The 17,433-nt window shown below is 54.5% G+C and carries 16 protein-coding genes and 1 pseudogene; 12 read left to right on the forward strand and 5 right to left on the reverse strand.

Annotated features, from left to right (window positions below):
- Window positions 1–754: 754 nt before the first annotated feature.
- Window positions 755–2,455, forward strand: a complete 1,701-nt coding sequence (locus tag ACRZ95_RS05770) for a M12 family metallopeptidase (RefSeq protein WP_480554665.1) — start codon at window positions 755–757, stop codon at window positions 2,453–2,455.
- A gap of 106 nt (window positions 2,456–2,561) precedes the next feature.
- Here ACRZ95_RS05770 and ACRZ95_RS05775 read toward each other — a convergent pair.
- The 4 genes and pseudogenes from ACRZ95_RS05775 to ACRZ95_RS05790 all read right to left on the reverse strand — a co-directional run bounded on the left by ACRZ95_RS05775 (window position 2,562) and on the right by ACRZ95_RS05790 (window position 5,153).
- Window positions 2,562–3,264: pseudogene (locus tag ACRZ95_RS05775) on the reverse strand (IS6 family transposase).
- Window positions 3,265–3,346: 82 nt separating this feature from the next.
- Complete coding sequence (locus tag ACRZ95_RS05780; protein WP_170681720.1) at window positions 3,347–3,727, reverse strand: cupin domain-containing protein; 381 nt, start codon at window positions 3,725–3,727, stop codon at window positions 3,347–3,349.
- 26 nt (window positions 3,728–3,753) lie between these two features.
- A complete protein-coding gene (locus ACRZ95_RS05785; RefSeq protein ID WP_170681718.1) occupies window positions 3,754–4,290 on the reverse strand; it encodes an RraA family protein in 537 nt (178 codons plus the stop codon).
- Window positions 4,291–4,349: 59 nt separating this feature from the next.
- On the reverse strand, window positions 4,350–5,153 hold the full coding sequence (locus tag ACRZ95_RS05790) for an alpha/beta fold hydrolase (protein ID WP_170681716.1): 804 nt from the start codon (window positions 5,151–5,153) through the stop codon (window positions 4,350–4,352).
- Window positions 5,154–5,235: 82 nt separating this feature from the next.
- On the opposite strand from ACRZ95_RS05790, the gene ACRZ95_RS05795 reads away from it, so the two are divergent.
- Window positions 5,236–5,700 (forward strand): Lrp/AsnC family transcriptional regulator, encoded by a 465-nt coding sequence (locus tag ACRZ95_RS05795; protein WP_170681714.1) that lies wholly within the window; start codon window positions 5,236–5,238, stop codon window positions 5,698–5,700.
- A 262-nt stretch (window positions 5,701–5,962) separates the two neighbouring features.
- Here the strand turns inward: ACRZ95_RS05795 and ACRZ95_RS05800 are convergent, their stop codons facing one another.
- Window positions 5,963–6,931, reverse strand: a complete 969-nt coding sequence (locus ACRZ95_RS05800; protein ID WP_170681712.1) for a LysR family transcriptional regulator — start codon at window positions 6,929–6,931, stop codon at window positions 5,963–5,965.
- A gap of 128 nt (window positions 6,932–7,059) precedes the next feature.
- Between ACRZ95_RS05800 and ACRZ95_RS05805 the strand changes: the two genes are divergently transcribed.
- From ACRZ95_RS05805 to ACRZ95_RS05850, 10 genes are all read left to right on the forward strand, one after another.
- Window positions 7,060–8,067, forward strand: coding sequence for a TAXI family TRAP transporter solute-binding subunit (locus ACRZ95_RS05805; protein WP_170681710.1), 1,008 nt, complete (start codon window positions 7,060–7,062; stop codon window positions 8,065–8,067).
- A gap of 80 nt (window positions 8,068–8,147) precedes the next feature.
- Entirely contained in the window at window positions 8,148–10,361 is a 2,214-nt protein-coding gene (locus tag ACRZ95_RS05810) for a TRAP transporter fused permease subunit (RefSeq protein WP_170681708.1), read from the forward strand.
- A 4-nt stretch (window positions 10,362–10,365) separates the two neighbouring features.
- Window positions 10,366–11,604, forward strand: coding sequence for an FAD-dependent oxidoreductase (locus ACRZ95_RS05815; RefSeq protein WP_170681706.1), 1,239 nt, complete (start codon window positions 10,366–10,368; stop codon window positions 11,602–11,604).
- Between the two features lie 28 nt (window positions 11,605–11,632).
- Window positions 11,633–12,373 carry an aspartate/glutamate racemase family protein gene (locus tag ACRZ95_RS05820; protein WP_170681704.1) on the forward strand — a complete coding sequence of 247 codons (741 nt, stop codon included), beginning with the start codon at window positions 11,633–11,635 and terminating at the stop codon, window positions 12,371–12,373.
- A 37-nt stretch (window positions 12,374–12,410) separates the two neighbouring features.
- A complete protein-coding gene (locus ACRZ95_RS05825) occupies window positions 12,411–13,139 on the forward strand; it encodes a TSUP family transporter (protein ID WP_170639132.1) in 729 nt (242 codons plus the stop codon).
- A gap of 16 nt (window positions 13,140–13,155) precedes the next feature.
- The gene (locus ACRZ95_RS05830) at window positions 13,156–14,172 is read left to right on the forward strand and encodes a D-cysteine desulfhydrase family protein (RefSeq protein ID WP_170681702.1); all 1,017 of its coding nucleotides are present in this window, start codon (window positions 13,156–13,158) and stop codon (window positions 14,170–14,172) included.
- Between the two features lie 47 nt (window positions 14,173–14,219).
- Window positions 14,220–14,564 (forward strand): RidA family protein, encoded by a 345-nt coding sequence (locus ACRZ95_RS05835; protein WP_170681700.1) that lies wholly within the window; start codon window positions 14,220–14,222, stop codon window positions 14,562–14,564.
- A 950-nt stretch (window positions 14,565–15,514) separates the two neighbouring features.
- A complete protein-coding gene (locus ACRZ95_RS05840; RefSeq protein WP_170681698.1) occupies window positions 15,515–16,459 on the forward strand; it encodes an aldo/keto reductase in 945 nt (314 codons plus the stop codon).
- A gap of 143 nt (window positions 16,460–16,602) precedes the next feature.
- Window positions 16,603–16,758, forward strand: a complete 156-nt coding sequence (locus tag ACRZ95_RS05845; RefSeq protein ID WP_480554647.1) for a DUF5993 family protein — start codon at window positions 16,603–16,605, stop codon at window positions 16,756–16,758.
- Window positions 16,759–16,767: 9 nt separating this feature from the next.
- Window positions 16,768–17,349, forward strand: coding sequence for a disulfide bond formation protein B (locus ACRZ95_RS05850; protein WP_170681696.1), 582 nt, complete (start codon window positions 16,768–16,770; stop codon window positions 17,347–17,349).
- The last annotated feature ends 84 nt before the right edge of the window (window positions 17,350–17,433 follow it).

The following is a 17,433-nucleotide window of genomic DNA, read 5'->3' on the forward strand; positions in this document are numbered from 1 at the left end:
GCATTGAGCATGTTGCAGGTGCTGCAATGTTGGCTTTCGAAGTCTTCGTGGCAAATGCCACGGTCGTTTGAGATGCTCAACCCTCCGGCACTGCAGTCGCGTCAAAAAACTTAAATGGCCCGGGAAAAATCGTAGCTCATCAGACGACAAAAGAGTTTAGTCGACATGTTTGGGCGAAATAGATTTGGCAGCCGTCCCAGACGCCGCCCTAAAAACCTAAGAACTGACCGCGATGTGTTTTCGGCAGCGCATTGGAAATTTCGCTTTTGCATCAAAAATGTTACGACGTTGCAGGCGATGCAGTTGAGCAATGTCCGCATCGGGCTCTGAGCCGTCAGTAAGCCCGGATTGTGCGAACGACAGCTTCCGAAAGCTGAATGTCTGCACATTGGGCTAAACCCGTGAAAACGCCACGTCATCTCGATTTTCGCAATTTCTGCTTTCAGGACTGATTTCAATCACGAAACGCTGCATCACCGCAAGTCCGCTTAGAGCCCTGAGCGGAAGTGTCGAAATCTAACTCCCACGTTCGCTGCACGAAAAATACTCTCCTGTCGAAGAGGTCTTGTTCGCATCGTGACAGAGGTCATATCCACTCATTCGAATTTCGCCAAATCCGAAGCCGCAATTCAGAAAACGCCACGGCTCTTGTGTCATTGGGCATGCATACGTGGTACAGTGCCTTGGCAGCCTGCCCATCATTCTGGAGCAATAGGAAGCGATATTTCTAAGATTCTTTTTGGGAGGTGATTTGATGGCTTTTGCTACAAACAGGACCGGTTCTATCTGGCCCGACGGCGTCGTACCTTATGTCATCAGCAGCGATTTCAGCAGCGATCAACGGGACGAAGTCGAAGCCGCAATAGAGCACTGGAATATGCGTACCATTATGCGGCTACGGCCTATGACGACAGGTGATGTAGACTTTGTGCGCTTCGAGCCGGCCGAGGGATCTTGCCGCTCACCCGTAGGGCGCCAGCCCGGCGGGCAATCAGTGAGATGTGATGTTCTGGATGGTTTCCATCGCGGAAATATAATTCATGAGATCGGGCACGCGGTAGGATTCTGGCACGAACACACCCGGCCCGACCGCGATATGTTTGTTACAGTTCACGAAGACAACATCGAACCTGATGCCATCGGCAATTTTGATATTGGTATGGGCCGTGTGCTTACAGGCTATGACTATGGGTCCATCATGCACTACGGACGGCGCGGGTTTGCCATAGATGATGACGAGGATACGATAACACCAATCGATCCTGATGCCGACATCGGTCAACGTGAAGGCCTCAGCGCGTTGGATCTGCTTGGGATTTGTCTCATCTACGGCGCTCCCCATTTTTCGGTCGCCTGGCAGGACGACAATGATAATGACGGTGAAGCGGATATCTGGTTAGCAGGGCTTTCGGCTTGGGGTAGCTATTGCGGTGGTCAGCAACGCAGGTTGCACAACACCGGTGGCCACCAATCGCGCCCTACGCTAGGGCTGGACGGGCAGCGAAATGCGATGGTCGCCTGGGAAAGTACGTCGAGCGGCGTGCGCCACATTTCCCGGCGCGCGTTCCGGGCTGATGGCTCCCAGCTTTTTGGCGGCCATAGGGCAAGTTCAAATGCGTCATCGAACAATCGCGACCCAGAAATAGCGGTTGCTCCAGACGGGCGTTTCTTGCTGGCTTGGCAAGAGACAAGAGACGACGTCATACGTATTATGGCGAGGGGCTACAATGCAGACGGGTCAACGCGTATCCCTCTTCAAGCACTTGCGACTTCGGACACCGGAACACCGGCGGCCCCAACGCTTGGCCTAGTGGGCACTGGTGGATTTGTTTGTGCCTGGGCCGAGTTGTCCGCTGATGAGAGCATTTCGATCCGGTGTCGTCGCTTCGATGATGATGGCATCGCGAACGGGCCTGAAACAGTTGTGGCGACGGGACTTGGAGATCAGGAGGCGCATCCGCGAATCGCCGTTGATGGCTTGGGGCGTTCCTATATTGTTTACGAGCGCGGCGCGCGGGATGTGATGATCATGGGTTTGGAGGCGGACGGGAGTGAACGCTTCTCTGAGCGCCCGGTTCCGCAGGATACGCGTGGCGACCAAGTCCGGCCCGATATCGCGCTGCTGAACGATGGAACGCTCATCGTGGTCTGGACCGATGACAGAAACCAGAATGGACTTGGTCAAATCAGGGCACGTGCTTTTGCGACTGACGGCAACCCGGTTTCGGGCGACTTCACTGTAAATCAGCGAGGTGGTGGTGATCAAAGAAATGCGCGTGTCGTTGCGCTTGTCGAGGGTGGTTTTGTTGCCACTTGGCAGGATGACGAGCAGCGCGATCGTCTTTATCAGATACATGCTCAGACATTTACGGCCGAGCGCGAGCCGCGCTTCGCCAACAAGACCGTCAACCAAGTTCAGAAGGGAACGCAAACCAATCCGGCAACCGGTGCCTAGGTGAGATACGTTCCTGGTCGGTGCAGCCCCATAAGACCACGCGTCATCGTATCAGCGCTGTCAGACGAATTCGAACCGGCTTCTGTTAGGCTAGTGAAGTTGACCTTTATCCCACGCCAAGTTCGCGCCACTCGGCAAGAGCGGCGCTGCGTGTCAGCTTTAAGGTGTCTCGGCTGGTGAGCGCTCGTTCCTGATTGAAGCGGTTGCAAACGGAGGAATGAACGGCGACATACTTCTTTAAACTTCGCGTACGCCTGAAACGCTTTGTCGCGCGTTCGCTTCGTCGAAACGGCAAGTGTGAATTCTCGACGCGGTTGTTTAGCCACCTGCCTGTCATTACGTTTTTGAGCGCGCCCATTTGTCTAAGCGCAACCTTGTAGGAAGCGATCTGTGACGACCTCCTCAGCGCAACCGTGCCGCTTCATCAATTTCTTAAGGAATTTCAGTGCTGCAGCCTTGTTTCGGCGTTTGGTGACAACGGCTTCCAGTACCTCGCCTTGGTGATCGACCGCCCGCCAAAGATAGTGCCGCTTGCCATTCACCTTCACGAAAACCTCGTTCACGTGCCACTCCCATTTGGAGAATGCGCGCAACTGCTGAACACGCTTCCGTCTGATCTCAGCAGCAAACATCGGGCCAACCCCGTTGCAACATTAGCAGACAGTCTCGCGGCTCACGTCGATGCCTCGCTCGTGCAGAAAATTGTCGACGTTCCGAAGCGAGAGCGGGAAACGGATGTACAGCATCACCGCAAGGCGGATGATCTCGGGACTGGTTTTGAAGTACTTGAAAAGAGACGGTCTTTTCATAATCGGAGGCTACGCAAGCCCCCTGCCCGAATCAATCAAAGCTCTTCTGACAAGACCATCATTTTCGCTACGGCCCGACGCATTACTCGGTTTTCTGGATAGCGAAACCCGATCCCGCGGTCCTGTAAGCTTCGCGGGGTGGCGCGAACACGTCGAGCACTTTCGCACCATCGGGACCAGCACGAAACCCGTGTGCAACGCCGCCCGGAGTGCGCCAGAAGTCACCGCTTCCCACAGCTACTTCGATATCGTCTTGAATACGGATGCCACCGCCTTCAAGCAGAACTCCCCATTGCTCTTCTGGATGAGAGTGGATGGAGCCCTCGCTGCCAGGCTCAAAACTGACCACAGAGAACATTGCCTTTTCGCCAGCGAAGACCCGAGTTTCGATCCCGGTTGTCAGCGTACGGGCGATGCCCTCGCTTAGGTCGGCAAGATTGAAAAAGTTTTCTGGTCTAGACATAAATTGAACCCTTTTGTTTAGGTGCTTTAGCTGCGGTCGAGTTCGAAAATCTCATAGGTGGTCGTACCGGCCAGGATTCGAGCTCGGATGACCTCTTCCCGCTCGGCGACATGAGAGACTTTCTCCAGGATTTCCGCGGCGAAACTCGAAGGCAGAACCACCACGCCATCGTCGTCGCCAACAATGATGTCTCCGGGCGAGACAGAGACCCCGCCTGCGACCACCGGAACATCAATTTCGCCCGGTTCGGTTTTTGCCGTCGCTTCGGGATGAAAGCCCCGGCAGAATACCTGGAAACCCAATGCTGCGATGTCTGCGCTATCCCGAATTGTACAATCGAAGACAGCGCCCAATATGCCCTTGGACTTGCATCCATCGGCCAATAAATCGCCGAACGGGCCAAACCGATCCGAACCGCCGCCATCCACGACCAAAACGTCTCCCGGCTGGGCCACATGCACCGCACGGTGAATGGCGCCGTTCTGCCCTGGCGTGATGCGCACAGTGCGCGCCGGCCCCGCAATCCGGGTTCCACGTATCAGCGGCTTGATCCGCGCGCTCATAGCTCGAACTCTGGTATCTGCGTTGCAAAAGTTGCCAGTTGGAAAAGTAACAAACGGAGTCATGAAGCTTTCTCTTGTTCGGCAATAAATTCTGCAAGCGCCGACCAAAGTGCAGGTGGATTTGAATACATGGGAAAGTGCGCAGAATGTGGAATTTCGATGACTTGAACACCGATATCAGGCAGGTGTTTCAGATAGGAAAGATGGCGGTTTTGTTCACCATAAACAAAGACCTTCGGACATGAGAGCCCCTTGAAGATGTCCATCAGAGGAGTGTTGTCAGACAAGTCGACCATCGACCTGAACACAGGCTCAATCGTTGAGGGTCTGACCTTGCTGTCCAGCGCTGCAACGTAGAGCGCCGATGAAAATTCCATTCGTTCACGCACACGTTCTTTAAAGCCTTCAAGAAAAACAACCGCATTGGCGGTTGGGAAGTCGACAATCTGGCGCGAAAGAAAGCAGTCTTCCGGCGCGACATTGCCTTCGATGTCAAAAAAGCTCAGGACCCTGTCCGGAAGTGCGCTGGCCAGCATTAGCCCGGTCAACCCGCCCATGGAGTGACCGGATAGATGGAACCGATCTAATCCCAGTGCATCAACCGCGGCAGTCGCGACTTCGACAAGGAACGGAATAGATAGCTCATCAGGCCTGCTGATATCCGACGCGCCACAGCCAGGTGCGTCCCAAAACACAAGATCCCGATCCAAGAAGTCTTGGCGAAAGGCAAGATCGGCGTAATCCTCTTTGGTCGACCCAAATCCATGAAGGCATACAATTGCCGGCTTTATGCCGTTTCGGCGGAGGCATGACAAACGAAGAGAAACTCCGCTGATCGTCAGCTCCAAAATATGAGAGTTCATGACGATGACCTTTGAGAAGAGCTTTCGTCTTTGATTCTCGAATTTTGTAGACGAAAAATCACCAAAAGTATAGTAATGTCGCATGATTGACGCAAAAGACCGTGAAATACTGTCCATCCTTCTTGAAAGCTCGGCCATACCAAAAGCTGAGATCGCGCGTCGTGTGGGTCTTGCACCCTCTGCGATCTCCGAAAGGGTTCGCCGTCTGGAATCCATGAACATCATTCAAGGCTACGAGGTCAGGATTGATCCGCGGGCGCTGGGAAAGCCGCTCTTGGCCTTTGTCTTTGTAACCGACGCCAAGCCGAGCCAGGGTTTTGACACAGCCGCTGCCCTGTCGCAGGTGACTGGACTGGAAGAGCTGCACAAAATCGCCGGAGACGATTGCTATCTACTAAAGATACGCGCTTCTGGCACCGATGAATTGAACGATATTATTGAACAGCAGATCAATCCGGTTCAATCCGTCACACGAGTTCGTACCACAATTGCACTGAACTCAGTTGCTGAAAAACCATGTCTTTCTGGACACGATATACGCGCGTGAAGTTCCAGTCGAACTCAGCCAGTTGCCGAAATAAAACTACATTACTGCAAGAATGAATGGCGGCTTGAGACTCTGAGCGGTCAATCGCTGCGAGGCGACATGATTTGCGTCCACGAACGACTGGAATGCGGACGAAGCCAATTTTTGGTCCGGTCCAAGAAACTTGAGGTTCCGGCCCCAAAGCTAACATTCGTATACTTGTCGCAAGTCGATCTAAGTCGACATTCCCTCCGATCAGTTTTCTGTTTTAAAACAATGCTATTCAGCTTTGCTCGCTTCCTGTTTCATCTATCCCAGTTGCATGAGGGTTGGCATTCACCCCTGCCAACATCTTTATAACTTCGGCTTTCCAGCCCGCCTTGATCTTTAAAGCCAGTTGAGACGGTGGTCGGTGGTCTGGCTCAAGGAGCGCATATTCATATCTGAGCGGTTTTTTGAAGGGCACGAACGCGACTTTTCCGTTGGACAGGTTTAGTTCTCGTTCAGTCGCTACGGTCAAAGGATCCACGATCGAATAGCACTGACCTGAGCTCACAAAGGGTATAAGGGGTAGAAAGTACTGACAGGTCACTGTTGGGTTGTAGTCAGCTGAAACATCTTGAAATTCTTGCCGAATTTTACGCTGGAACGGGTGCGTGGCATGCAATCCACCCATAGGCGCTCCGTCGAGATCGGAAATGGATATGGTCCCACGTGAAGCAAGTGGGCTGTCACGATCGACTGCACAAAAACAATCTGCCCGGATCAGTTCTGTTGAATACTGAGGCTCTTTCCCGGTTGAATGATCGAAGTCTGCAAAGCCGAAATCAATATTCTGCGTGCCTGCAAGCTCAATAATCTGAGGCGAACTGCGTGTAGACAATGTGATACGTATCTCGGGGTTTTCGCCGACTGATTGGCTGATAAAACGCGGGAACAAGAAAGCGGATGGACCCGGCATTGTAGCGATATTCAGACTGCCGGAATGCCCTTTAATCAACCCTTCCATTGTACTGGAAATCGTCGCGAGGCGGTCCAGAATACCTGTTGTTTCGGCCAAAAGGTAATGCGCTTCGGGAACCGGGACCAATCGCCGTCCCTTACGCTCGAACAGTGTCAGGCCAAGGGTCTTTTCAAGGTTCTTCAAGGCCAGACTGATCGCAGGCTGGGTGCGGTTCAGTTTCTTGGCGGTCTGAGAGATAGAGCCGGTCTCCATCACCTCGCGAAAAACGGTCAACTGCATAAGGTTCATGGTTAATCTATAAGCTAAACCTTAGTTTTATGAAATATAACAAATTTGTATTTATGAAAATTGCTACTACGCTTGCATGATCGAAATTCGGCCAAACCGAATCCGACGATCCAACAAGGGAGATGATGATGAAATTTGTGAAATGTTTGACGGGACTGGCCCTGGCAAGCGCACTTGCCGCCCCGGCACTGGCGCAGGACCCAACTTTTTTCCGCATTGGCACTGGCGGCGCAGGCGGAACTTACTTCCCCATTGGCGGCACCATCGCAAACGGAATCTCCGCCCCTCCGGGTTCGCGCCCCTGCGAAGAAGGCGGCCAGTGCGGTGTACCGGGGCTGATTGCTATCGCTCAATCCACCACTGCGTCGGTGTTCAACAACGCCGCCGTTCAGAACGGAGAGCTTGAGGCCGGTCTCGCCGCAGCCGATGTCACCCGCTCAATGTATCTAGGTGAGGGCAAGTTCGAGGGCAAACCTCACCCCAATCTTCGCATCGTGGCCAACCTGTTCCCCGAAGACCTGCACTTGGTTCTGCCTGCCAGTGAGACAATCAACGATCTGAGCGATCTGGAAGGCAAGCGCGTCGGCATCGCGCAAGCCGGTTCCGGTACACAGGTTGCCGTGCTGCAGATGCTGGATGCCTGGGGCGTCAACCGTGACAACATGGATGAGGCCGAGTTGAACAACAGCCAAAGCGCCGAGCGTCTGGCTGACGGTCAGCTTGACGCCTATTTCTACGCTGCAGGCTGGCCTGTTGCCGCGATGGTGCAGCTGTCGTCAACCAAGGGCATGAACCTGCATTCCTTCAGCGACGAAGACATGGCGAAGATCAACGAGATCATACCGGCGTACATCCCCTCGGCGATCCCGGGTGGCGTCTATGAAGGTATCGACGGCGAAACGAAGACCCCCGCGGTCAGCGCGATGCTGGTGGTGTCGTCGGAACTATCCGACGAACTGGTATATGGCCTGACCAAGGCGCTGTGGAACGACAACACCCGCAAGCTGCTGGACAATGGTCACGCCAAAGGCAAGCAGATCACTCCCGATACGGCGCTGGATGGTGTCGAGGCGCTGGGTGTACCTCTGCATCCGGGGGCCGAGAAATTCTATAAAGAAGCCGGTCTGCTTCAGTAATCGTACCTTACTGAGACCTGTCGTCGGTGCCCCTGTGCGGGGCACCGCACTCTGGAATTATGCGAAATCGGGGGGCCATCATGTCCGAGACCCAGAAACTTGATGACCACGAATTGACGGCCGAGGAACTGGCCGCCATCGAAGAACAGTACGACGAAGGCGCCGCCGTCCGGCAGGTCACGCCCACCGCGGGCAAGGTGCTGCGCGTTGTTGCCCTGATCCTTGCGTTTTACGAATTCTTCACAGCCGGTTTTGGCCTGCCCGCCGACCATTGGCACATGGGTATCTATCTGGCGCTGCTGTTTATTCTGGTCTACGCGACAATTCCGATAATCGGCTCCAAAAACCTCTATGCGCTCAAGGTCAGCCGGTTCCGTATCGGCAACATCCCTCTGTACGACTTGGTCTTTATGGCGCTGGGGATCATCGCAGCGCTGTATGTTGGGATCGCATGGCGCGGCATTCCGTTTCTGGGGATCGAGGAACAGACGTTCCGAATGGGCAACCCGAACACCTATGACGTGGTTTTGGGCGTAGTCATCATCCTGCTGGTTCTGGACATCGCACGCCGCACGCTGGGTTGGGTGCTGCCACTGATCATCTGTTTATTTATCTCATACGCCCTGTTGGGACCGTATTTCCCCGGCTTGCTGCAGCATCCCGGCGTGAATTTCAAAACTTTCGTATCGTCTATGTATTTCCCGCAGGAAGGCATCTATGGCGTCACACTCTGGGTCGTCTCGACCATCGTATTCCATTTCGTCCTGTTCGGCGTGATCGCGCAGCGCACCGGATTGGGGCAACTCTTCATCGACAACGCAACCATTTTGGCGGGCCGCTATACCGGCGGGCCCGCAAAAGTGTCGGTGGTATCCTCGGCGTTCTTCGGCACGATCTCGGGCTCTTCGGTGGCCAACACCGTCTCGACCGGCGCGCTGACTATTCCCAACATGAAGCGCCTTGGGTACCCCGGCCATTTTGCGGGCGGCGTCGAAGCCGCATCGTCAGCCGGAGGGCAAATCACGCCGCCGATCATGGGGGCAGCGGCCTTCATCATGGCCGAGTTCCTTGAGGTGCCCTACACTACCATCGTCATCGCCGCGATCTTCCCCGCGATCCTTCACTATGTCGGCGTCTTTGCCGTGGTGCATCTGATGGCACGCAAGCTGAACCTGCAAGGCTTGGCGAAAGAGCAACTGCCGCAACTCAAGGCCGTCTGGGCCGAAGGTTGGGCCAACATTGTACCTCTGATCGGTCTGCTGGTCGTGCTGTTCACAGGATATACGCCGTTCATGTCCGCCTTCTGCGGAATTTCTCTGGCAGTGATCGCAGGCATGTCGCGCATCAAACAACCACCCACGCTGATCTATGCCGCGGCGTTTCTGGCCTTCGTGCTGTGGAAATTTTCAGATGGCGGTTTCGATCTGACGATGACGGCGATCCTGTGTGCCTTGTCGGTGATCGCCACGCTGAACCCGCAGAAACGCATCGAAGTACCCGAGATGCTGCAAGCGGTTGAGTTGGGAGTGAAATACTCGCTAGCCGTAGGCGCCGCGGCTGCCGCCGTCGGCATTGTCGTCGGTGTCATCAACACAACCGGCATTGGCTTCCGTATCGGGTTCATGGTCACTCAAGGCGCAGGCAATCTGGCCGCTGACCTGTACAATATGATCTCGTTCGGCAGCTGGCAGTTGTTTGCGATGGAAGACCTGCAACTGTTCATCTCGCTGGTTTTCATTGCTATCGTTTGCATCCTGATGGGCGCAGGCATCCCAACCACTGCGCTTTACATCATGCTGGTCTCAGTCGCACAGCCCGCGCTGGCGCAGCTGGGTGTCCCGCCGATCGCAAGCCACCTGTTCGTACTCTACTACGGTGTGGTATCCGAGATCACGCCGCCCGTTTGCACCTCGGCCTATGCGGCGGCGGCCATAGCGAACTCCAACCCGTTCCGAACTGGTCTCTCTGCCTTTACCCTTGGGTTGGGCAAGGTGATCGCACCAATGGCCTTCGTTTATGCGCCGGTCCTATTGTTCGTGTCCTCAACCGGTTTCAACCTGTGGGAATTCACCTACACCGCCACCAGTTGTATCGCCGGGGTCATCGCGCTGTCCGCAGCTGTGGTCGGATACTGGCTGAAACCGCTGAACATCGCGTCGCGCATCCTGATGGCCATCGCGGGGGTGATCTTTGTTGCGCCGAGCCTGACGGCTGACCTGATTGCGCTTGCTGTCGCCTCGCCTGTCATTGTCAGCCAACTGATCGCGCGCAATCGCAGCCATTCCCCGGCCTGATACGATGACAGAGCAAGTGACCATCATCGGCGCAGGGATCGTCGGCATTTGTTGCGCGCTGTCGCTGCAGGAACGCGGCATACCGGTCCGTTTAATCGACCGGAGCGACCCCGGGCAGGAAACCTCGTTCGGCAATGCGGGGGTTGTGTCGCCCTGGTCGATTATTCCGCAGGCCGTTCCGGGCATTTGGAAGAAGTTGCCGCAGATGCTGTTGGACCCGAAAAGCGCGCTTTCGGTCCGGGCGTCCTTCTGGCCGAAGATGATCCCGTGGGGGCTGCGTTTTCTGGGAAAGTCCGGCGAAAAGACGGTTCGCGAAATCTCAGATGCGATGGAGATTTTGTGTCGTCCGTCCATTGATCTGTACCGTCGGCACCTGCAGGGCACGGGCCACGAAGCGCTGATCGTGGACAGTTACTACATCCACGCGTTCCGCAACCCTGAACAAGCCAACCTTGATGATCTTGGCTATCTGATCCGCCAGGAAAAAGGCGGTGAATTGGAGCGGGTCGACGGCGCTGAATTGCGGCGCTTGGAACCAGCTCTGTCAAAAGACCTCAAGGCAGCGATTGTGATCAAAGGTCAGGCCCGCGCAACGTCTCCCGGGCGTTTGGGCGCTGTATTGGCCGAAAAAGCACGTGCGCAAGGTGCTGAGTTTGTGCGGTCCGAAGTCACCAAGCTGAGCCACACCGAAGACGGCATTTGGCAGCTTGCCACGTCACATGACACGCTGCACGCGCGCAATGTTGTCCTCGCGGCCGGAGTGTGGTCTGCCGGCCTGCTCAAACCCCTTGGCATAACTGTGCCGTTGGTGGCCGAACGGGGTTACCACGTTGAATTCCCGGCCCCTTCGGCAGTGCTGAACAACTCGGTCATGGATGTGGACGCAAAGGTCGTCGCAAGTTCGATGCAGGGCGGCCTCAGGGTTGCCGGTACGGCGGAGTTTGGCAGTGTTGATGCCCCAGCAGATCCGCGCAAGAAAAAAATACTCACCGATCAGGCAAAATCTTTGGTGCCGGACCTCGATACTGGCGCGGCAAAGTTCTGGATGGGCCGACGCCCCTCTTTTCCCGATAGCCTGCCAGCGATTGGGCCGCTGAACGGAAAGGACGGGCTTTTTACCGCGTTCGGCCATTCTCATTACGGGCTGATGATGGCGCCAAAGACCGGAGAGCTTGTGGCAGATCTGGTGTCCGGACGCAGCCCGAATATCAACCTGGACCCGTTCTCGCTGGCCCGTTTCTAAATCCCCTATTCGAAAGGACCTGAGCACCATGCCAATTTACGAAGGTGGCCAAAACATCTGCGGGGCTTCGATCGGGGTTTTGTGCCTTGAAAGCTATTTCCCCAAACCGCCCGGGCACATCAAGAATCCGTCCAGCCTTCCGTTTCCCGTTCTTTACGAAATGATCGAGGGCATCACCGTACCGACCCTGCTAAACAACCCGACACCCGAGCTATTGGCACCCTTTATCAAGGGCGCGCAACGGCTTGAGGCCGAGGGCGTTCGGGCAATCACGGGAAGCTGCGGATTTCTGGCTTTGTTTCAAAAGGAGCTGGCTGCGTCTGTTTCCGTACCCGTCTTTGCATCCAGCTTGATACAGGTGCCTTTGGCCTTTCACATGACCGGGGCGAATGCGCCGGTGGGCGTGTTGACCGCGGATGCGTCTGCTCTGACGCCGAAGCATTTCGAAGGTGTCGGCGCTGCGGGCATTCCCGTCGCGGTACAAGGGCTAGAGGACACCAGCGAATTCGCTGAGGTGATCCTGCGAAACACGCGCACCCGTATGGACACCGATCTCATTGAGGCTGAAGTCCTTGAGGCGGCGCGGCTACTTAAACGCCAAGCGCCGGACATGCGGTCGCTTGTGTTGGAGTGTACCGATCTGCCGCCTTATGCGGCGCGCCTTCAGGACGAGTTGCAACTTCCCGTCTTCGATTTGACGACACTGGCGCAGATGGCGCATACCGTTGCGACGCGCAATTCCTATGTTGGCATCATGCCTTGGACCTAAAGCAACAGCATTATCTCGCGGGACTTGGAGGATTTTAGTGTCCGTCGACCTAACCATCCTGATGGTTGCCATCGGCCTCGGCGCAATGCTGCAGGTCGGCGTCGGCATCGGGTTTAGCATCCTTGCCGGACCGCCTATGATGATCTTGCTTGGTACATCAACGGCTGTTCCAATGCTGCTGCTTTTGAATACGGTCGTTTCAGCGGTCGCGACAGACCGACAGGTGCTGAAGGCCGACCGACAGACCATTCGAACGGCAATCATCGGATGCCTCATCGGAGTGGTCGCGGGCCTTGTCGTATACCCTTGGCTGAGCGAGGCGTTTGTCCTTGCCCTAACCGCCAGCCTGTTGCTGATCGGGCTTGTGACAACCTTGCTGCCCTTACGTCGCTCAATTGGAACAGCAGGGTTTTCGACCGTTTCCGGCTTGTCTGGGCTGGCGACTGTTTGGGCAGCGACGCCCGGCCCGCTAATGGTTTTCGGATTGATTGCGAAAGGCCGCCCTGCCAAAGAAGTTGCCAAGTTGGTTCAACCCATTGCGCTGGTGGCATACGGCGTCGCATTCCTGTTGCATAGCCTGTCCGAGACTCAAGCCTTCGCTTATGGCCCGCAGCTATGGGGCTTCGTAGCGCTCACATTGCTCGGCAGTTTTTTTGGTCGTGCAATAGGGCCACATTTACCGCAGACCTTGGTCACAACCGCTATCCGCGTGGTATCTCTGATAGCCTGTGGCGTTCTCTTTCATCGCGCATTCGCGATCGCGTAAACTCGAAGGGCAGACGATGACACAAGACAACAAACTGGACAGATTTCCTCGCGCCCAATTCATGTCAGGCCCAACCCCATTGGAGCGGTTGGACAGGTTGTCTTCGGAATTGGGCATCGACCTCTGGCTGAAACGCGATGACCTAACCGGGCTTGGGTTTGGCGGAAACAAAACGAGGCAGCTTGAGTTCTATTTCGGTGATGCCCTTCAGAAAGGTGCGGATACCATTCTGATCACCGGCGCAGTTCAGTCAAACTTTGTTCGGTCTGCGGCAGCCGCCGCAGCAAAATTGGGCATGCAATCCGTTCTTCAACTGGAAGAGCGTGTGTCAGATATGGGCGAGGCGTATTACAGCTCTGGGAATGTGTTGTTGGCACAAATTCTGGGTGCCGAACGCATGACCTACCCCGAAGGCGAGGACGAAGCCGGAGCAGATGCTGCGTTACACGCGCGTGCCGACGAGTTGAAGGCGCAAGGGCGCAAACCTTATGTCATTCATCTGGGACTAAACCACCCGCCTTTGGGTGCTTTGGGCTACGTCGTCGCCGGACGAGAATTGTGTCACCAGATGCCTGATGTCGATGCGGTTGTCGTACCCTCAGGTAGTGGAGCCACACATGGAGGCTTGTTGACTGGAGTAGCCTTAGAAGAAAACACCGCTTCTGTGTTTGGCGTTTGCGTACGCCGGGATCGCGAAAAGCAAATGGCCCGCATGAAAACCGTTCTCCAGAAACTGGCGGATTTGTTGTATATCGACGCAGCACCGTTGCATGACAGGCTAAACGTCATGGACGAAGCGCTGCCTCCCGGCTACGGGAAACTCAGTGGAGGCACTCGGGCTGCATTGGACAAGATGGCTCGTACCGAAGGAATATTCCTTGATCCCGTCTATACTGCGAAAACCTTCGCAGGGTTGTTGCATTTGGTCAGCGAAGGAAAAATCCAAGCCGGCCAGAAAGTTGTCATGGTGCACACGGGTGGGTTGCCTGCACTCTTTGGGTACCAAAACGAGTTGGTAGACAACCTTTCCTAGCTCCACCCAAACCACCATGAAATTCACTAACAGGAACTACTCGAAACATGACCATTACCAGGATCGAAACCGGCCAACGCATGAGCCGGATCGTCAAACACAACGGCGTTGCCTATCTTTGCGGCCAGACATCGGACGCATCTACTGTGGCTGAGCAAACACGAGACATCTTAGCTAAGGTTGAAGACCTTTTGAAAAAAGCCGGTAGCGACAAGACCCGTATTCTGAAATGCGAAATATGGCTTGCTGACATGGCAGATTTTGCCGAGATGAATGCCGTTTGGGACGCTTGGGCACCAGAAAGTCACGCTCCGGCCCGCGCCTGCGGTGAGTCCAAACTTGCCCGCAGTGTTTTGAAGGTTGAAATGATTGTGACCGCAGCCTGTGACTGAACCGCTGTCGGGAGTTTTCGAAAAATCGGCGAAGCGGTATTCTAAGTATAGCAGGCATAGGTCCTCAGTTAATGCGCCGTTTCTCGCAAAAAAGTGCTACCTTTTCCTAGGTTGCGGTCCCATTGGCACCTCTAACGAGCGAGATACTCACGTTGAACTTGAAAAAAGAGCGGCCGTTCATTCTGCGCGCCTGATCTGCAATCTCGATCTTAAGCGGCGGCCCAAGTGAAAAACGAACCGGTCGGGAGCAAACGAAGCAGACCTCAGAATTACATTGCGCCACATTCCTTCAACACGATTTCGACTAGTTCTTGAACCGACGCCTTCGGTAACTCAATTCTGATGTAGCCGAGCGCGCAAGGCTCCCTCGATGCGGAGGTCTGGGGCGCGACACTTCGACTCAGATCGCGTTGGGCGACGAGTTCTAACCAAGTCGAGAAATGCAAACTCCCGCAATGGGGCAGAATATCGAGCTGACGGCATTCCTTCCCAAAAAAATTGGCTTCATGAGAAAAGTGGCGGAGATGAAGTCAGTGTAGCTAAATCTGCAAGATGCTGTTAAATATATATTAAATTTGGACGCAAATGAGTTATACGCCATAAATACCACACGAAGCTCGATTTCAAGCGAGGCATAGCGAACAGTGTCACATGACGGGCTGTTGGAAAGAACACTGTGGCAGTCAATCAAGCAGAGTGCACCAAACAACCGCTTTGAGCCCCTGTCGGCCATTGGTTGCACTTCGGCCTTTTGTTCACGCAACAGATCGCAAACATCGCATTTCAGACATTCACAGCCCGGCGCCTGATGACTTCGACGCAAGAGCCCCATAGTGCGATTGCTTGAAAGGTCTCATCACGACCAAACAGCTTCGCGGAAACTCTGACTTGTTTTCAACAAACTACTCGCGCAACATCTATGAACGTCCGGAACCAATTGGGAGGTTGGCATGGCGGAGCTACGCGAAATTGGTAAGACAGGGATACGGGTTCCTCGCGTCGGGTTTGGATCGACAGGGTTGGGAAGTATTCCGGAAATCTATGGGTATGAAGTTGAGGAAGACCGCGCGATTGATACAATTCGGGCAATTCTTTCGCAGCGAAATGCGTTCCTGGACACATCCCGTTGCTATGCCATGGGGCGAAGTGAAGAGCGCATAGGAAAAGTCATTCGTGAGCTTGGCGGTTGGCCGGAAGGGCGGGTGCTTTCCACCAAAGTCGACCGGGATATGGAAACCGGTGCCTTTGATGCTTCTCAGGCACGTAGGTCATTCGAGGAAAGTCTTTCGGCCCTAAGCGTCGACAGCGTGGACATACTCCACGTGCATGATGTCGAATATGCAAATGATCTATCCGAGGTAAAAGGACCAGGTGGCGCGATTGAAGAGTTGTTCCGTATCAAGGAGGAAGGTCTGGCAAAGGCGGTCGGAATCGCAGCGGGACGTATCGACTTGATTATGCCAATTTTAGAGGGTTGGGATTTTGACGTGGTCCTGACACACAACCGGTATACGCTGGTAAACGACAACGCGGCACCTCTGATAGAACTCGCGAAATCGCGAGGCGTTTCGATATTGAACGCAGCACCTTATTCCGGAGGTGCACTTGCCCGAGGAAGCGCGATCCATCGCTTTTTTGTCTATCGTCCTGCAGATGATGAAGTACTTGCGCCAATACGTGCTGTTGAAGAGGTATGCGGGCACTACGATGTCCCAGTCGGGGCGGTCGCGTTGCAACACTCTTTGAAAAATGACGACATCATTTCGACCGTTTGCGGAGTGACATGGCCTCAGCATGTTCAACAGGCGATGGAATGGGCAGAGTGGTCCATCCCTGATGGTGTTTGGGAAGAACTAGCCCAGCTCGGGATATCTTCGGAGGACCCAGAGGCATAAAGTGAAATCCCAAAGGGGCAGTATAGCAAACAATGCGGAAGATCATTCGAGACTTGATATGGTGCTTAGGCCGATTTTCGAAAAGGAAACAGTGTCCTAAGTACCTGCCAGTCTCGGCAAGGCTAAAAATCAAAGGGATCAATATGATTGCACTACTATTTGCGTTGTTCACATGCGCCTTGGGGCTTGCTTACTATAATCTCGTCCGACTTTCATACGCCCTCTTCGTTGTCACGCTTTTGGCGAGCGTTTATTGGCTTAAATTTCATGCAACAACGCCGCTTTCAATCCAACTGTGAGATCGTTCCATGTCACCTGAATTCGCTCGAAACATGAACGCGCTTGGTGCCCTGGCTGTCTCCCTAGTGTTGGTTCTTGCATTCTATTTTCAGCTTGTTCTCTACGAACTACCCTGTCCGCTATGTCTATTGCAGCGTGTCGGTTTCGTGGCCGTGGGGTTTGGGCTCGGGCTGAATCTCTTGTGGGGCACGCGTGCAAGAAACTACGGAATCGTCCTTGTGGCAGCAATATTTGGCATCAGCGTTTCGATCCGCCAAATCCTACTACACATAGTGCCCGGCACCGGGCACTATGGGTCTCCGGTTCTCGGTCTGCATTTTTACACTTGGGCCGGCATAGCCTTCGGATTGATAATACTCGGGACCGCAGTGATGCTTGTCTTTGAAAAGCAATATGATCTTGCTGCGGACGTTAGGGCATCGGAACGGTTCGGTGGAAGCAAGTTGGCCAAAACCGCGTTCATGTTGATCTTAGTTTTGGCAACTGCCAACGTAGGCTCAGCCCTACTGGAGTGTGGACCGGGTATTTGCGACGATCCGCCAACAGATTACAAGTTTTTGGATAGGCTTGAGGAAGCCGGTGAAACTTAGGCCGAGAAGAGATCTTGTGCGCAGTTTTTCCGGTATTTTGCCTCCTAAAATCAAATAGGAAATACAAAGGCGACCTCTCGCTAA

It is taken from the genome of Ruegeria sp. AI3 (genome assembly GCF_056541245.1).

Coding starts and splice junctions, on each gene's coding strand:
- ACRZ95_RS05850 (WP_170681696.1), top strand. CDS start 16,768: ATGTCACCTGAATTCGCTCGAAACATGAACGCGCTTGGTGCCCTGGCT.
- ACRZ95_RS05835 (WP_170681700.1), top strand. CDS start 14,220: ATGACCATTACCAGGATCGAAACCGGCCAACGCATGAGCCGGATCGTC.
- ACRZ95_RS05810 (WP_170681708.1), top strand. CDS start 8,148: ATGTCCGAGACCCAGAAACTTGATGACCACGAATTGACGGCCGAGGAA.
- ACRZ95_RS05780 (WP_170681720.1), bottom strand. CDS start 3,727: ATGTCTAGACCAGAAAACTTTTTCAATCTTGCCGACCTAAGCGAGGGC.
- ACRZ95_RS05790 (WP_170681716.1), bottom strand. CDS start 5,153: ATGAACTCTCATATTTTGGAGCTGACGATCAGCGGAGTTTCTCTTCGT.
- ACRZ95_RS05770 (WP_480554665.1), top strand. CDS start 755: ATGGCTTTTGCTACAAACAGGACCGGTTCTATCTGGCCCGACGGCGTC.
- ACRZ95_RS05845 (WP_480554647.1), top strand. CDS start 16,603: ATGATTGCACTACTATTTGCGTTGTTCACATGCGCCTTGGGGCTTGCT.
- ACRZ95_RS05800 (WP_170681712.1), bottom strand. CDS start 6,931: ATGAACCTTATGCAGTTGACCGTTTTTCGCGAGGTGATGGAGACCGGC.
- ACRZ95_RS05795 (WP_170681714.1), top strand. CDS start 5,236: ATGATTGACGCAAAAGACCGTGAAATACTGTCCATCCTTCTTGAAAGC.
- ACRZ95_RS05840 (WP_170681698.1), top strand. CDS start 15,515: ATGGCGGAGCTACGCGAAATTGGTAAGACAGGGATACGGGTTCCTCGC.
- ACRZ95_RS05785 (WP_170681718.1), bottom strand. CDS start 4,290: ATGAGCGCGCGGATCAAGCCGCTGATACGTGGAACCCGGATTGCGGGG.
- ACRZ95_RS05815 (WP_170681706.1), top strand. CDS start 10,366: ATGACAGAGCAAGTGACCATCATCGGCGCAGGGATCGTCGGCATTTGT.
- ACRZ95_RS05830 (WP_170681702.1), top strand. CDS start 13,156: ATGACACAAGACAACAAACTGGACAGATTTCCTCGCGCCCAATTCATG.
- ACRZ95_RS05820 (WP_170681704.1), top strand. CDS start 11,633: ATGCCAATTTACGAAGGTGGCCAAAACATCTGCGGGGCTTCGATCGGG.
- ACRZ95_RS05805 (WP_170681710.1), top strand. CDS start 7,060: ATGAAATTTGTGAAATGTTTGACGGGACTGGCCCTGGCAAGCGCACTT.